Below are 15482 nucleotides of genomic sequence, written 5' to 3' on the forward strand. Positions count from 1 at the left end.
GGATCAGCCTCCACAGTTCTTGGTGCCATAGGTACATAGGCGATTAGCGGGGAGCACATCGGGCTCGACGAAACCCAGCTTCAGCGAGTTGGACTTGATCTCTTTGCCGAAGGGGATGATGCCGATGAGGTTCTGGGCGGTGCGGATCACGCCAACGTCCATATAGTTGGTCAGCACCAAGCGTCTAACCCGGTTCCTCACATGGTAGGGGCCGGCGGCGTTCCATCCCGAGGCGAGCAGGGCACTTTGGCCGTGAACACTCAGATCCAGCTCGTCAAAAGGGCTCATGTTGAGGTTTTCCAGATCTGTCCTGATCTGGGTACGATAGAACTGATCTCTGGGCAGTTTAAAGCCGGTGAAAGAGAGCATGCCCACGGCTTGCTCGACGGTCTTGCCGTAGGTGCCGGGCGTGCCTGTGCCCTGTTGGCTGCCGGTTAACCTTGCCAGTTCCTGCTCATCCTTGGCCGACTCCTGCAGATTCTTGAGCAGCAGAGTGTTTGTGCCGTCGCGCTTTAGGGGATACTTGAGCAGTGGGTGGACCCTGTTGTCCCAGCTCCACTTTTCCTGATGGCGGCTCGCTATCTTGCGACCATCTTGCTGGTAGAAGCGCCAGGGCAGGTATTGCATCTGCTGGTCATCCGAGCGGATGGCCACATAGAGGCCACTGCGGCTGGGCATTCTGTCCGGTCGTCCCTCTTTCCAGACGGTGCGCTCCCAGGCGTTATAGTGCGCGGCCTGATCCGCCCTGTGCTGGGCTGAAGAAACCTTTGACAGTAGCGGGAAGACGACCAGCAGGGGGATAATCACCAGGCTGAGTCCGACCACACTTTCGACCAATGCCTGGCCCTGTTGTTTCTTGGCCATTAGAGCATCCTCGTCAAGGCCAGCACGCTGCTGCGCTCGCCATTGGTGGAGTCGGTGAGACGGGTCTGCCAGAAGGGGTTGTAGAGGTTGCCATACTCGTGGCGACCATCTCGTCTGGCCCAGGAGGAGGTGATCTGCATCAGATCTCTGGGGCGAGAGTAGTAGGCCTGCGCCGTTGCCAGTGCCGTCATGCGATTGCCGAGCATCTCCAAGTCTTTTGCCGGATTGAGGCCATCACCCACCAGCTTGGTGCTGCTCGATGTGCCGACCTTGTTACGCTCCTTAGAAACCACCACGGCGATATTATCTGTCTGACTCTTCTTGTTGGCGCTGCTTGAGAGGCCAAAGAAGGGGCGCACCCCATTGTAGTCGCCACGGGTTTCCTGGGCGTAACCTGCGTATCGGGATGCGGTGCGATTGATGCTGCGACTACTGCCCCATGAGTGACGATTGCCGACCCGGGCGATATTGGCGCGATCATCCGAGCTGGTTGAGCCCCAGCCCAGTGGTGTTTCCCTGTATCCGCGCCAGCGGCATCCTGACCAGCTACAACGAAACTTAGAGAGGTGAAAACTGATGGTATCCATCGAGGTCCAGGACTCCGCCTGACCATTTTTGTAGCTAATGAGATCGCTGCCACCGGTTTTTTGGGTTTTCCAACGTATGGGAAAGAGGGTCATCGACCAGATGCCGCCCAACTTGTAGGTTCGCTTTGCGCTGAAAGGATCTCTGGAGGCCAGGGTTACGCCGATAAAATCTTTAAACTGGGTTTCCTTTCTGTTGGAGCCGCGACTATGGCGCTTCTGGAATGATATCCAGGTATCTTTCACATCGAGAAACAGTAGCGGGTTTTGCGCCAGATCCAGCCTGGCTTCGCTATCGTTGGCCTTGACCACCTTGCCAGCCGATTCGATGCTGGAGGCCATGCCCGCGTAGTGGATCACCTGTTGTGAGCTACTCAGGGTCCAGAGGATGGCGTCTTCGGCGTAGATCAACCCTTCAAACACAGGTTGTGCCACCTGATTGATGGTGCCCACCGCCTGTTCTATGCCGCGAACCACGGCGCCGACATAAGGTACCCAGCAGAGGCTGTAACAGGCATTCTGGGCGAATCTGTCTGTCATGTTAAACCAGGAGGAGAGCCCTACCATCTGGGCGATGGCGACCTGGTTCGCGACCGAGGCGCGGTTGGTATAGGCCTTGAAGTTGAAGTCCCTGGCGGCAAAGGTGGCAACGCTGTAGGCCGTGTTGTCGGCGGTATTTTGCAGCTTGGTCGCGTTGAGGTTGACCTTGGCCGTGTTAAAACTGTAGAGCACAGACATGAGTGCGAGCGACATCAGCATTAAAGACAATGCCATGGCCTGTCCTCGCTGTCTGGAGCGCATGGAATTCGGATGCATAGGAGTCTCTTGGCTAGTGTTCGAGGAAAGGGAGGAGTTAATCTACGCCGCTACCTGAGCCACCGCCTGAGCCGGTACTGCCGCTGGCCTTATTGGCTCCGTCGTTGTAATTACCTAGGTTGTAATCTTTATCGGCGACTTGATTGGCGCTCGATGCCGAGCCTTTGGCTGCCCCTATTTGAGTGGCTGAGTCTTGTCCTGATATTTCGGCTGATAGACCGGCAACCTGGTTGCGCACCGTCTGTCCGAAGAAGCTGTAGACACCAATTGCCGAGACGGCGATTAAGGCGACTATGATGATATATTCGGTCATGCCCTGACCTTTTATGTTTGTTCTCTTCACCATAAATTCCTTTTATGAATGACATCAATGCTAGCGGCTGGAGGCCGCTAGCATTGAAAAGGGCTTAGTTACCCGAAGCACTCTTGTTGGCAGCGTCGTTATAGTTGCCTAGGTTGTAGTCCTTGCTAGCCACATTGTTTGCGTCGGTAGCAGAACCTTTTGCATTGGTAATCTGTGCTGCCGAATCCTGTCCAGACATCTCTGCCGACAAGCCTGCAACCTGATTACGAATGGTTTGGCCGAAGAAGCTGTATACCCCGATGGCAGATACGGCGATCAGTGCGACAATGATGATATATTCGGTCATGCCTTGACCGCGTTGCTTTTTCTTTAACATCTCTTTTCTCCTTGAGAATATATAATTAAGACTCGGCTATTTTATCGTCATACCCTAGTGTCTCAATTATCCCTAGGAATAATATTGTTGTGGCAAACCTACCCGTTGTTATTATTTTCCGTATTAGATTTGGTTATATTTAACCAGGAGCTGTCCTCGACTCTTGCAATCGGTTTTTTTGTAAATGTTTTGTAAATGCATCTTGATGGTATTGATTGAAACGTTCATTTTATTTGCGGCTTCCGAGTTGCTTAGGCCCTTGCAAATAAAAGAGAGCACCTCTTTTTCCTTCTTGGTGATCCCCTGAAACAGCGCATGTCGCTCGGAGGCTTTAGCGGGTTGCTGCTGGGTCTGAATATAGTGCGACAGGGCGCTCAGGCTAAAAAACAGGTTACCCTCCAGCACATTGTCGAGCATCTGCACTATGGCGTGCGCCGGGCTGCACGCCTTGGTTGCACCGCTAAATCCATGTTTTATTAGTGTTAATTCATCTTCCATCGAGAGGCTTTCGCAGATGGCAATATGCTTGCCCGCCGATAAGAGCCCCGAGTCTATCTGACCTAGCTCGCCGTGAACGTCTTTAAGAAAATGAAATAGAATTTTGGGGATTTGTTGTGGGGTGTGCCAGGCCGTGAGCGAGTTTGCGCTGGTATTAACTTTTAAATTGAGTAATCCAGAAACATGCTTTAACAGCTGAATATTTTTTGGCGACTGACTCAGGGTAAATATTTCACCATTATACATTTCACGTCCTTATGAGATTTATAATGTACTACTTTGTTACTAATAGGGTTTGTTTATTTGTCTGAGCGTAAGACTTTATTATTACTAAATTATTAAACGCTCGTTTATTTTTACGTATTCTATATAAGAAGGAATTAATATCAAGGGGCGACGACTTAGGGTTTATATCCTTTTGGGCAGGAACCCCAAAGGATATTGTGGCTAGGTGGGGGAAGTGAACAGCGATGGGGCGTGATTCTTACGCCCCATCTTTGCGGTGAGATTAGTCCACCGAGGTGAGCTTGAGTTGCCAGTCGGGTAGCTTTTCCTCGAGATCAGGCCTGATGCGTTCAAAGTCTCCGCGGATGACGATAACAGGTACTTGGCCAAAGTGTTGCTTTGCCATGGCTTGTAGCGATTCGGGTGTCATCTGTTGCCAGCGCAAGAGTCGATCGGATAGCGAGTCGGCGTTGGCTTGGCGCGCAATGGCCTGACTGTAGTCCTCGATACGTTGGCCGGGATCATCCTGACGCAGGGCGAGTCGACTGAACTGAGAGGTCTTCAGTGCGGCGAGCTCGGCCGCCGAGGGCGGAGCATCGGCCGCCAGCGCCAGGTGATCTAAGATGCCACGAATGAAGGCGCCCGTATGCTGCTGTTGGGTGGCGCCAAAGTATTTGAGGATCCTTGCCATAGGATTGTTGAAACAGCGGCCATAGATACCATAGGTGAGGCCCCTTTGCTCCCTGAGATCGAAGTAGAGACGCCCCGAGAAGCTACGGCCGAGCCAGCGACTGAGGGCCTCACAGGCAAACGCCGAGTCGGCCTGGTCATCTTGTGTGAGTGGCAGGTGATAGCCGATCCGTACCTGAGTCTGCACGGTACCGGGGGCGTCGATCACAAACAGCTGCTTGCCGTAGGGGCTAAAAGTATCGACGAAGCTGGCCTCATCCGCTTGCTGCTGGCCCAGTTGGCTCAGGCTGGCGGCAAGCTTCTGCCTTAGGTTGCCATCTATGTCGGGACCTCCCTCCAGCAGCAGGTGCCAGCGGCTCTGGGCCTTGGTCTGCCTGAGCAGGGCGAGCAGCTGAGGCGCATCCAGGCTCTGTTGCAGCGCCCTGTTATTCAAGGCCTTATTATAGGGATGTGCGCTACCTAAGATCTTGTCGGCCCAGACCTGTTCTACCTCGCTGCCGTTAAAGGCCCTGATATGTTTATCCAGGGCCAGCTGGCGTCTGAGTTTGGCCAGATCCAGCTCGCCATAGGCCTCGGGTGACCAGCTCTGCACCAGGATGTCCACCGCCTGCACTAGCTCAGATGCCGGGCATTTGAGGCTGAGCCTTAGGCCATGGATGCTGGGGTGTATGGTCAGGCTTTCGAGACAGGGCATGTCGTGGTGATTGGCCAGCTTGACGCTATGCTGCTGCAGCGCCGTATGCAGAATATCGAGGTTTTCATAGGGCGCATCCGGGCTGACGGCCAGCAGGTGTATGCCGACCAACTGTGAGGGCATGCCGGGGAGTCTATGCAGGCTCACCTTGTTTGACAGCGAGATAGCCTCGGGGGGCGCCAAAGGTGTAAACTCGCGCCTTGCCAGCGCTGGGGCATTGGTCGGTGCGTTGAAACTCGGTACCTTAGGGGCTTCTACCTGTGTAAAGCTTAGCCGGGTCTGCTGGCAGCCACCGCTTAAGAGGCTGCAGCCGAGGATCAGGAGTAGGCTCATCTGTCTCATAGTACCTTCTCCTCCAATGAGTCGGACATGCCGTCGGGGAGCCACTCTAATATCGCCTTACCCCAACGTATGTACCAGGGGGGAAGCAGATCCAGGCGAACATAGCCCGGGCTGAGATATTGCTGGGTGACTCGCTTGATATCCTCCTGAGTCACGGCTGCAATTCGCTCCCAGGGGGCGGTAAGGGGGTTGAGCTTATCCCTCTGTTGGCTGGCGCTGAGCAGGTTAGCCAGGCTGACGTCGTTGTCGAGTTTACTCAGCTGGGCCAGCAGCCAGCGACGCTTGAGCCGTTCAAGTTCAGTCGATGTGACCCCCTGAGTTGCGAGTCGGTCGACCATCTCTGTGATGCGCTGGCTGAGATCGTCGAGAGAGACCTTGGCTCTGGGGACCAGAACCAGGTTCATGACGCCGAGATGTTGCATCGACAGGGGAACGGAGTAGTGCAGCAGGGTTTCTGGTGTCTTGAGATGCAGTTTCTCCAGCATGCTGGTGCGGTTTTGCAGCAGGTAATCCTCGACCAGTGTCATCGCCGCCGCGTCGGGAGCTAAGGTGCCGACCGTGTGCCAGGCCAGCAAGAGCCCCGGCCAGGGGCCGCGGCTATCGACTATCTCGCCTCGGACCGGCTGTCGCTCGACGGCCAGGGGGGAGAAGTGCGCCAACGGACGACTGGGTTTCTGCCAGCTCCCGAAGTACTGCTCCACCCAGCTCAAGGTTTGTGACGGCAGGTCGCCGACGATAGCCAGCTGCATGGCATCTGGGCGGTAGAAGTCATGGTGGAAACGGCTCAGGCTGGCGGGTGTGGCCGCCGATACATCGTCAACTGAGCCGATCACCGCGTGGCCATAGGGGCTGTCCTTTACCTGGTTGAGCAGAAAGGTCATGGCCGGGCGAATATAGGGCTGGTTGTCTATGGTGGTAGCCATCTCTTCGAGCACGGTTTGTTGCTGATTGCGCACCGTCTCTTCGCTGAGTCTGGGGCGGATGAAGCGATCCGATTCGAGCCAGAGCGCCAGCGCTAACGCCTGGCTGGGAAGATTGACATAGTAGTTGGTGGCATCGAAGAAGGTACTAGCGTTGAAGTAGCCGCTATGGGCGCTCATGGTCTGGCCATAGCTGTCGCCGGGAGCATTTTCGCTGCCCTTAAACAGCATGTGTTCGAACAGATGGGCGTAACCCGATTCGCCCTCGGACTCGTTGCGCGAGCCTACCGCAAATTGGCTGGAGATGGCGACACTCTGCTTATTGGGTAGCGGCAACAGATAGAGGCTCAGGCCGTTATCGAGCTCATGCCGGCTAAGCTTTTGTTCCAATTGATAGAGAGGCGCCGCCAGTGTCTCCAGGCTTGGCTCACTGGCGATGGCGTTAAAGCCTAGTAGGCTCAGCAGAGCAACGAGCAGGGAATAGCGGCGTGTCTGGCTTGGCATCTTATTGTATTTTCTGAAATTGACTTACTTTAACCCTATCCGTTTTGCCAGACGGTGTAAATTCCCCGAATCGACCTCGAGCTCTCTGGCGGTTGCGGCCCAGTTGTTATCGTGCTGAGTGAGGGATTGGCGTATGTAGTCGGCCTGAAAGGCTTCGGTCGCCTGCTTGAGGCTGCCACTAAATTGTGGCGCAACGGTTTTGCCGCTGCTCTGGACGCTGCGCGGCGCCGAGTTGGCGAACTCAAAATGCTCGGGATTGATAAGGCCGTTACTGCCGGACGACTGAGCCCTTGCAAGAATGGCCGCACGGTAGATGCTGTGTTCCAGTTCCCTGACGTTGCCTGGCCATTGGTAGCCCTCGAGCATCGCCAGACTGGCTGGGCTGAGCCTTAAGGTCTGCAGTCCTAGTTGCTGACGACAGCGCTCGACGAAGAAGCCGCTCAGCAGGGTGATGTCCTGTTCCCTTTCTCGCAGCGGCGGGGCGACTAAGGGGAAGACGCTGAGTCTGTGGTAGAGGTCGGCACGAAAACGTCCGGCTAACACCTCGTTTTTGAGGTTTTTATTGGTGGCGGCAATGATGCGCACGTCCACCTTGAGGCTGCGATCGTCACCGACGCGTTGCAGATCGCCATACTGTAATACCCTGAGCAGCTTGGCCTGCAATGTCAGCGGCAGTTCGCCTATCTCATCGAGAAACAGCGAGCCCTTGTCGGCCATCTCGAACTTACCGCTGCGGTTGCTGACGGCGCCGGTAAAGGCCCCTTTGACGTGGCCAAACAGCTCACTCTCGGCCACAGATTCTGGCAGGGCGGCGCAGTTGAGGTAGACCAGGGGCTGGGCGGCGCGCATGGACCCCTGATGGATCTCATGGGCGATCAACTCTTTACCCGTGCCCGTCTCGCCCATGATCAGCACGTTGAGATCCGTCGGTGCCACCACGGCGATCTCCTGCTTAAGGTTGTTCATCACCTGGGACTGACCAATGATCTCTTTGGTGCCTTCCTTATTCTGAGTGGTGCCGTCGTCCTTGTCCCACTGGGCCTGCAGCGCCTGTTTCTCCAGCTTGTCGATCAAAAGGGCGTTGTTGAGGGAGGCCGAAGCGATGGCGCTGATCCCTCTGAGTTGTTCATTGGTGAAGGACTTAAATTGATCGGGATCGAAGCCATCTATGGTCACGGCGCCGATCAGGCTGCCGTCGGCCAGCAGCGGCAGGCCGATACAGGCGTGCACCGTGAGGTTATCGCCCTGATTGGGGATCAGGCCGTCGTAGGGATCGGGTAGATCGCTGTCGGCGGGAAAGCGCACCACGTCACCGGCACGGGCGATCGCCTCCAGTCTGGGGTGCTCGTGGAGGACGAAACGGCGCCCAAGTACATCGGGACTCAGGCCGTTGATGGCTAATGGGGTAAACTGCTGACCCTTAAATTCCAGCAGCGCCGCGGCGTCGCACTGCATACTTTCCCTGATGGTGTCGAGCAGGCGCGAGAACCTGTCATGATTGGACAATCCCGAGGTGATATCTAACGCCATCCGCGTCAGTTGGGTTTGACTTAGTGCCATGGGGTCTCCGAAATGTAGCACCTATGCCAGGCTGTATCCTTCTCTACTGGCATGCTGCGGTGGTTTTAGATCTTAGTATATGTCAATTTAACACTAATGTTTATTGTCATTTTTACACTTGCTTTGAGGGTAAAAAGGGGTCGCTATGACCCCTTTGTCGAGTGATGTCAGGCCTTATGCGTTAGCCGATAGTGTTGAATCGGCAACGGGTTGTGTACCCTTGGCACCGATGGCCTTCTTGATGATGTCGAACAGGAAGGCACCAAGGAACAGACCTCCTGCACCGAAGATGACGTCACCAGGGACACGCATCCAAACCAGTGTCTCAACCAATGGGCTGTGGATCACTTCTGGTGAACGGGCGAACCAGTAGCCATTTTCGATGACGGCGAAGAACTGAGTCAGACCGACAGGTAGCAGTGACATGAAGACCATGGCCGCCAGACCTATGTTCAGGCTCCAGAAAGCACCCTTAAGCAGCTTGTCGCTCCATTGGATCTGACCGGTGAGACCGCGCAGACAGAAGAGCATCAGACCAACACCCAGCATACCGTATACCCCCATGAAGGCAGCGTGGCCGTGGGTCGCAGTAGTGTTAAGACCCTGGATGAAGTATAGCGAGATTGGTGGGTTGATCAGGAAGCCCAATACGCCGGCACCCACTAAGTTCCAGAAGGCTGTTGCAACGAAGAACATGATGGCCCACTTGTAGCGAATCATCCAGGGGCTGGCGTTACGCATACGGTAGCTCTCGATAGCTTCGAAGCCGATCAGTGCTAGCGGTACTACTTCCAGTGCTGAGAAGATGGCGCCCCAGGCGATAACACCCGTAGGTGTACCAGTGAAGTAGAGGTGGTGCAGGGTACCGATAAGGCCACCGGTGAGGAAGATAACAGTGGCGAACAGTACGGCGCCGTTGGCGCTACGAGCACGGATTAGGCCTAGACGTACCAGCATCAGGGCGATAACAGAGGTCGCGAAGGTCTCGAAGAAGCCTTCTACCCATAGGTGAACTACCCACCAGCGCCAGTATTCGGCGATAGCCAGGTTGGTGTGCTTGCCCATGAAGAGGCCAGCACCATAGAAGAGGCCGATGGCAACACAAGAGGCGTACAGTACCCAGATCACAGGGCGCATCTCACCTTGTACCTTAAGGGCTGGGCGGATGGCGGCGGTGACCAGGGTTAGCCAGATTAATAGACCAGCGAGTAGCAGTACCTGCCAGACGCGGCCGAGATCGATATATTCGTATCCTTGATGACCGAAGAGGAAGTTAGTGTCCAGGTCGAAGTACTGTTGTACACCTATCCATTCACCGGCCATTGAGCCCAGTACTACGACTACCAGGGCAACCCAGAGGACGTTGACGCCAAGGCGTTGGAACTTAGGCTCGTAACCCGATAGTGCAGGTGCGATATAGAGGCCTGTGCCAAGCCAGGCGGTGGCGATCCAGAATACTGCTAGCTGGGTGTGCCAGGTACGTGTCACTGAGTAAGGCAGGATCTCGGATAACGGAATACCGTAGAAGTTCTGGCCTTCTACCGCGTAGTGAGCCGTGATGCCCCCCAGGAGGACCTGTAGCAGGAAGAGACCGACCGCAGTAACGAAGTATTTACCCACGGCTTTCTGTGAGGCCGTTGGCTTCTTGAGGAACAGAGGATCTTCTTTGGCGGGTGTTGGCAGCTCTTCATGCTTGCCAGCCGCATGGTGCCAAACCAGGGCTCCGACACCTGCGATCAGGGTCACGATACTCAGGATAGACCAGACGATGTTGTCAGAGGTTGGGGTGTTACCCAGCTGAGGGTCGAATGGCCAGTTGTTGGTGTAGGTGTACTCTTGACCTTCACGTTCGGTGATGGCGGCCCAGGCACCCCAGAATAGGAAGGCGTTTAACTGCTGGCGACGCTCTAGGTCGGGTACTGTGCCTTCTTTCATCGCGTATTGTTCACGCAGAGTAGCAAGCTTAGGATCGTCACCGAAGAGAGACAGATAGTGATCCGAAACTTCTTCAATCGCCTTGACGCGGGTGTCAGATAGGCTGATGTGAATCTCACCATTGGCCGAGGTGGTCAGGCTGTTGTGGCGAAGATCGTCACGCAGAGACTGCTCGAGCCCTGCTTTCTTGATAGAGTCCAGTTCGTTAAAGCTTCTGCCATATTGCGCCTTGGCGGTGATATCTAACCAGGCCTGAGCCTCACGGTGTAGCCAGTCTGCGGTCCAGTCCGGGGCGACGTAGGAGCCGTGACCCCAGATGGAGCCCAGCTGGTGTCCGCCCATAGAACGCCAAACCAGTTGGCCGCGTTCGATATCATTTTGAGTGAACAGGGGCTGACCCTGAACATCGGTAAAGGCAGTGGGAATCGGAGGTTTTTCGCGATAGATGTCACTGCCTATGCTTAGCAGGACAGAGAATGAAGCGATAAGTACTATCAAGAGTGCTATCGCCGTTAGCCGTTGTTTGTTCATAGAGCCTCTCAGCGCAATATATTGTAGGTGTGGAGTACCCTGTAACAGCATCTAGTGTGCCAATTTTTTAAGTTGTTGATTCTTATCGATTAACCTTATATTGGTGTCTTATTAAATTGTCATAATGACACTTACACTAAAGTGTAAAAATGACACTGCGTGTCAAAAGGACAGAGTGTGTTTCGTCTGTGTCGATTTGATACTTGTTTGCTTGGTGGGGTGATGCTTGGTGACAAAAAAGCCAGCCTCAATGGCTGGCTTTATCTGGCGTTTACCGTTAGGGATTGAGCCTTCAGCGGTAATGCCTGAGCCCTCAGCGGCAATGCTTAAGCCATAGGCGATATGACGAAATCCTTCAGTGGCGAGATGAAAGTCTACAGGCCTCTAGCGATAGAGCGACGGGTCATCCTTATTGGGACGCGTCTTGAAGCGTCTATGCAGCCACATATACTGCGCCGGGCTGCGGCCGATGATGGACTCTACTATGCGGTTGCCTCGCTTGGCATCTTCGAGCTCGTTCTCCCCAGGGAAATCCTCCAGCGGTGGCTGGATCTCTATGGTGTATCCCTTGTCATCCTGGTTACGTACCACCACGAAGGGCAATACCTTGGCCTTACCCAGCTTGGCCAGGGTGGTGGCACCCGTGATGGTTGCGGCTTCCTGTACGGCGAAGAAGGGGATAAAGACGGCGCTTGAACGGCCAAAATCCTGGTCCGCGGTATACCAGATCACATCTGGATTGCGCAGGCTGCGCACCATCTGCCTGAGATCCCGTTTAGGCACCAGTCCCTTGTTGGAGCGCAGGCGTCCCTTGACCTGGAGGTATTCCATCAGCGGATTATTGTGGGGACGGTAGACGCCTATACCCGGCTGAAACTGACCAAAGATGCGTGCGCCCATCTCCAGTGGCAGGCAGTGCACCGCAAAGAGGATCACTCCCTGACCCGCCGCCAGTGTCTGTTCCACATTTTCTTGGCCTTTAATCGTCATATGGCGCTGAATGCGTTCATCGCTCCACCACCAGGCGTTGGCGATGTCGAAGATAGCCTTGCCTGTCTCTTCGAAATTTTGGGTCAACAAGGCCTGCTGCTCGGCCGGGCTCATCTCGGGAAAGCAGAGTTCGATGTTGCGTTTGGCAGTGTTGACGCGGCTGCCGGCGATCGCCATGGCCAAGCGGCCTATGCCTTGGCCCAGTTTCATCTGGGCCCTGAGCGGCAGCAGCTGGGTCAGGCGCATCAAGCCGACGCCTAACCAGATGAGCCAGTATTTGGGATGGAAAAATTGAGCGGAGAATTGAGCGTTTTCGACCACGGTTGACCTTATGGGGTTTACAAAAATTACTGCTTATTCTAACTCAATTTTTTGGGAAAATTAGGTATAATCAGGGATTAATTTTCGCAAAAAGATAAGTGCCATATGAAGATTTCTCTGCCAGCTTTCGAAAAAGCAAACGTTCTGGTCGTCGGTGATGTGATGTTAGACAGATACTGGAGCGGCCCTACGGGGCGCATTTCGCCCGAGGCGCCTGTGCCTGTGGTAAGAGTGAATCAGATCGAAGACAGACCCGGCGGGGCGGCAAACGTTGCCCTGAACATCGCCGCCTTGGGCGGTCAGGTGAGCCTGGCGGGCATAGTGGGTGAGGATGAAACCGCCGCCGCCCTGACTCAAGGGGTTGAGGCCATGGGCGTTGCGCCTAAGTGGCACAGAGTGGCTCATCTGCCAACCATTACCAAGTTGCGCGTCTTATCCCGCAACCAGCAGTTGATTCGCCTCGACTTCGAGGAGGCCTATCCGGCCGAGCAGAGTCAGGCCTTGCTGGAAAGTGCCGAGAAAGAACTGGATAAGGTGACCGTGGTGGTCTTGTCAGATTATGCCAAGGGAGCCATAGCTACGCCTCAGGATTTCATCGCCAAGGCCAAGGCCAAAGGGGTCAAGGTGCTGGTGGATCCTAAGGGCAGTGATTTTTCCCGTTATCGCGGTGCCAGCCTGCTTACCCCTAACATGAGTGAGTTTGAGCAGGTGGTCGGTGCCGTGGCCGATGAGGCGGATCTGGTGGCCAAGGCCAAGCAGCTGATGCGCGATTTCAATTTCGAGGCATTATTGGTGACTCGCTCCGAGAAGGGGATGACGCTTATCACCCAAGATGGCCCTGAGCTGCACATTCCAACCGTTGCCCGTGAGGTCTATGACGTTACCGGCGCCGGTGACACTGTGATCTCGGCATTGGCGACTTCGCTGGCGGTAGGTTGCGACTTGCCTGTGGCCTGCGCCCTGGCCAACACGGCGGCGGGTATCGTGGTTGGTAAACTGGGTACCTCAACCGTGAGCCGTATCGAACTTATCGCGGCGCTTAACCTGAGCCATGGCGAGAGCGGCTATGGGGTGGTGAGTGAAGATCAGCTGGCCTATGCCCTGGAGCAGGCCAAGCTGAAGGGCGAGCGCGTGGTGATGACCAATGGCTGTTTCGACATCCTGCACGCCGGCCATGTGAGTTACCTGCAGCAGGCGAGAGCGTTGGGTGACAGGCTTATCGTAGCGGTCAACGATGACGAATCGGTGAAGCGCCTCAAGGGTGACGGCCGTCCGGTCAACAAGCTGGAACGTCGTATGGCGGTACTGGCGGGTCTTGCCTCGGTAGACTGGGTGGTGCCCTTCAGCGAAGATACGCCGCAGCGCATCATCTCCAGGCTGCTACCCACCAAGCTGGTGAAGGGCGGTGACTACAAGGTAGAAGAGATCGCCGGTGGCAAAGAGGTGATCGCCGCCGGTGGCAGCGTCGAGGTGCTAGGCTTCGAAGATGGCGTCTCTACTACGGCCATCATCGAAAATATTATGGCCAAGCAGTGATCGCAGGGACGTTACTGATCGCCAGTGCCTGGTTCTGGGCGCCCATGCCCCAAGGTCAGGCGCTGGTATGTCAAACGTCTCACATTCAAGAGTGCCTGGCCCAGTTACCCCCTGAGGCCAGGGCGCAATTACCCCTCAATTCTCAAACGCTGGTGAGTCAGATGGGCCGCCGCGGTGCCATGGTCAGGCCCCTGGGCGATCCAGGTGTTACCAACTTAAGTGTTACTGGCCTGGTGTTGCTGGCCGAGGCGCGCATTCCCAAATCTTATTCGGCGCTGTGGAACGGCCAGGTCTATGCCCTGCCGATAGCGCAGGCCAAGCAGATGACCCTGGCTCACGAGCTGGGGCACCTGGCGGTGAGCCGTTCGCGCTCCACTTACTTGCAAGCCGATAAGTTAACGCCTTACCAACACGAGTGGCTGGCAGATTTCTATCTGCTCTGGTCGCTTGCCAAGGCGGGCCAGCCGGAAACCTTGGCCTGGCAGCAGTATCACAGACGCAACCTAGAGGTGTTTGAGAACGTGAAGGCGATCTCTCACTGGTCGACGCCCATGCTCTCTCAGCTGTTCACTCGATATAGCTGGCAGGCGTTAGGGGCATTTGCGGATTTCGATAGTCTTATTGACGCCATCTATCCTGTGCTTGTCCAATATGATCAGGAGACTTTGGACGAGTTTGCCAGCCTGCTCCACAGAGTATTCGGCGCGGCCACTCAGGCTAAGCTGCCCCATTACATGTTCTGGCGCAGACCCGAGATGGGCGTCATCATCCGGCCAACCCTGAACCACTTGATGGGGGAACAGGCCGCCGAGCGCTGGTTGACCGAACAGGCGATGCAGGGGGAGTAATACCAATCGTAATAAATAATTGATCATGCTAGCTTGTTAAAACGCTCGATAACTGTATTAATATTTTTAATTGTAGAATAACTACTTATCTAAAAATCCTGCTTTGTTCTCAAGCGTTTTTCCTGCGCTATTTCTGATCACATATTTACTGTGATTGGTATAACCGGAACGTTTGGGAAAATAAAAAAGGAGCCAGAGGCTCCTTTTTTAACTTATTGCTTTCGAGGTGGACGGCGTTCGCGCAGGATGATATCTGGGTTAAAGTCGATATCACCATCGTCGTCTATGGTCGCGAGTTGATCTTCCTGCTTGGCGATAGCCGTACTCGTCGTAGACGTTTGTCTGACAAAGAGTAGCTGATAACCAAGTTTCGCTAAGGTGTAGAAGGCGAATCGCTGCGCCGTCGTCAACCTGTCCCAATGTTCGTTAGTGTGAGCCTGAGAAACGCGCCTATCCTCGAAAGAGAGCAGTCCATTATTTAGCACTTGAGATTGCATTTTCAAAGCCTCTTTAGGAAACGCTAACATTGTTGCATGATGATTATATAATCAGATGTTAAGTCAATATGCAAGCGATTCACCCGGCCAAAGTGTGGCCTCTCACGCTAAGTATAGCCGAAATATTTGGATAACTTTTCACCAAAAAGCAAGGTCGAGAAGATAAAAAATAAACTGCAAATTTATCAAGAAGATTTATCTAAATTCATTTTTAGCTAGGGCCTGCTTATCTTTCGCGTTCATTTTTGCAGCATTCTGTATCGATTTTATACAAGGCAGAGCGATTGTAATGTGGTGTGCTACATCAATGAGCGATAACGCAGTAGAAAAATGATACAGACGCTGCCCGCAGGGTTCGTCTTGAGCACGTTCAACTCTTTGTTACTCGGCTTTTATATAGAATAACTATACTTCAAGCCTCATGCCGCGATTTGAACGTGCTCAATT

General features: G+C 54.5%; 13 protein-coding genes. 2 read left to right on the top strand and 11 right to left on the bottom strand.

Features of this window, described 5'->3' with window-relative positions:
* Positions 1 to 3: 3 nt before the first annotated feature.
* The 10 genes from DB48_RS00840 to DB48_RS00885 form a co-directional block, all read right to left on the bottom strand.
* Positions 4 to 864, bottom strand: coding sequence for a hypothetical protein (locus DB48_RS00840; RefSeq protein ID WP_041508440.1), 861 nt, complete (start codon positions 862 to 864; stop codon positions 4 to 6).
* Positions 864 to 2222, bottom strand: a complete 1359-nt coding sequence (locus DB48_RS00845) for a hypothetical protein (RefSeq protein ID WP_041508651.1) — start codon at positions 2220 to 2222, stop codon at positions 864 to 866. Before DB48_RS00845 ends, DB48_RS00840 begins: the two co-directional genes overlap by 1 nt.
* Positions 2223 to 2301: 79 nt before the next feature.
* Entirely contained in the window at positions 2302 to 2610 is a 309-nt protein-coding gene (locus tag DB48_RS00850) for a Flp family type IVb pilin (protein ID WP_041508441.1), read from the bottom strand.
* A 61-nt stretch (positions 2611 to 2671) separates the two neighbouring features.
* Positions 2672 to 2944: a Flp family type IVb pilin gene (locus DB48_RS00855; RefSeq protein WP_041508442.1), complete on the bottom strand. Its 273-nt coding sequence runs from the start codon at positions 2942 to 2944 to the stop codon at positions 2672 to 2674.
* Between the two features lie 123 nt (positions 2945 to 3067).
* Positions 3068 to 3688 carry a helix-turn-helix transcriptional regulator gene (locus DB48_RS00860; RefSeq protein ID WP_041508443.1) on the bottom strand — a complete coding sequence of 207 codons (621 nt, stop codon included), beginning with the start codon at positions 3686 to 3688 and terminating at the stop codon, positions 3068 to 3070.
* A gap of 262 nt (positions 3689 to 3950) precedes the next feature.
* A complete protein-coding gene (locus DB48_RS00865; protein ID WP_041508444.1) occupies positions 3951 to 5393 on the bottom strand; it encodes a M16 family metallopeptidase in 1443 nt (480 codons plus the stop codon).
* Positions 5390 to 6817, bottom strand: a complete 1428-nt coding sequence (locus DB48_RS00870) for a M16 family metallopeptidase (RefSeq protein WP_041508445.1) — start codon at positions 6815 to 6817, stop codon at positions 5390 to 5392. Before DB48_RS00870 ends, DB48_RS00865 begins: the two co-directional genes overlap by 4 nt.
* 24 nt (positions 6818 to 6841) lie before the next feature.
* Positions 6842 to 8377: a nitric oxide reductase transcriptional regulator NorR gene (gene norR, locus DB48_RS00875; protein WP_041508446.1), complete on the bottom strand. Its 1536-nt coding sequence runs from the start codon at positions 8375 to 8377 to the stop codon at positions 6842 to 6844.
* Positions 8378 to 8551: 174 nt separating this feature from the next.
* Entirely contained in the window at positions 8552 to 10843 is a 2292-nt protein-coding gene (locus DB48_RS00880) for a nitric-oxide reductase large subunit (protein ID WP_041508652.1), read from the bottom strand.
* Positions 10844 to 11227: 384 nt separating this feature from the next.
* Complete coding sequence (locus DB48_RS00885; RefSeq protein WP_041508447.1) at positions 11228 to 12154, bottom strand: LpxL/LpxP family Kdo(2)-lipid IV(A) lauroyl/palmitoleoyl acyltransferase; 927 nt, start codon at positions 12152 to 12154, stop codon at positions 11228 to 11230.
* A 105-nt stretch (positions 12155 to 12259) separates the two neighbouring features.
* On the opposite strand from DB48_RS00885, the gene hldE reads away from it, so the two are divergent.
* Entirely contained in the window at positions 12260 to 13690 is a 1431-nt protein-coding gene (hldE, locus tag DB48_RS00890; protein WP_041508448.1) for a bifunctional D-glycero-beta-D-manno-heptose-7-phosphate kinase/D-glycero-beta-D-manno-heptose 1-phosphate adenylyltransferase HldE, read from the top strand.
* Positions 13687 to 14538, top strand: coding sequence for a hypothetical protein (locus DB48_RS00895; protein ID WP_041508449.1), 852 nt, complete (start codon positions 13687 to 13689; stop codon positions 14536 to 14538). Before hldE ends, DB48_RS00895 begins: the two co-directional genes overlap by 4 nt.
* A 212-nt stretch (positions 14539 to 14750) precedes the next feature.
* On the opposite strand, the gene DB48_RS00900 is transcribed toward DB48_RS00895, so the two are convergent.
* A complete protein-coding gene (locus tag DB48_RS00900) occupies positions 14751 to 15035 on the bottom strand; it encodes a hypothetical protein (RefSeq protein WP_041508450.1) in 285 nt (94 codons plus the stop codon).
* Positions 15036 to 15482: the final 447 nt, after the last annotated feature.

This window comes from Shewanella sp. cp20, from assembly GCF_000832025.1.
Lineage (GTDB): Bacteria > Pseudomonadota > Gammaproteobacteria > Enterobacterales > Shewanellaceae > Shewanella.

Excerpts from the sequence above, each read along its gene's own strand:
- DB48_RS00845 (WP_041508651.1), bottom strand. The coding sequence starts at position 2,222 with ATGGCATTGTCTTTAATGCTGATGTCGCTCGCACTCATGTCTGTGCTC.
- norR (WP_041508446.1), bottom strand. The coding sequence starts at position 8,377 with ATGGCACTAAGTCAAACCCAACTGACGCGGATGGCGTTAGATATCACC.
- DB48_RS00865 (WP_041508444.1), bottom strand. The coding sequence starts at position 5,393 with ATGAGACAGATGAGCCTACTCCTGATCCTCGGCTGCAGCCTCTTAAGC.
- hldE (WP_041508448.1), top strand. The coding sequence starts at position 12,260 with ATGAAGATTTCTCTGCCAGCTTTCGAAAAAGCAAACGTTCTGGTCGTC.
- DB48_RS00880 (WP_041508652.1), bottom strand. The coding sequence starts at position 10,843 with ATGAACAAACAACGGCTAACGGCGATAGCACTCTTGATAGTACTTATC.
- DB48_RS00840 (WP_041508440.1), bottom strand. The coding sequence starts at position 864 with ATGGCCAAGAAACAACAGGGCCAGGCATTGGTCGAAAGTGTGGTCGGA.
- DB48_RS00870 (WP_041508445.1), bottom strand. The coding sequence starts at position 6,817 with ATGCCAAGCCAGACACGCCGCTATTCCCTGCTCGTTGCTCTGCTGAGC.
- DB48_RS00860 (WP_041508443.1), bottom strand. The coding sequence starts at position 3,688 with ATGTATAATGGTGAAATATTTACCCTGAGTCAGTCGCCAAAAAATATT.
- DB48_RS00855 (WP_041508442.1), bottom strand. The coding sequence starts at position 2,944 with ATGTTAAAGAAAAAGCAACGCGGTCAAGGCATGACCGAATATATCATC.
- DB48_RS00850 (WP_041508441.1), bottom strand. The coding sequence starts at position 2,610 with ATGGTGAAGAGAACAAACATAAAAGGTCAGGGCATGACCGAATATATC.
- DB48_RS00900 (WP_041508450.1), bottom strand. The coding sequence starts at position 15,035 with ATGCAATCTCAAGTGCTAAATAATGGACTGCTCTCTTTCGAGGATAGG.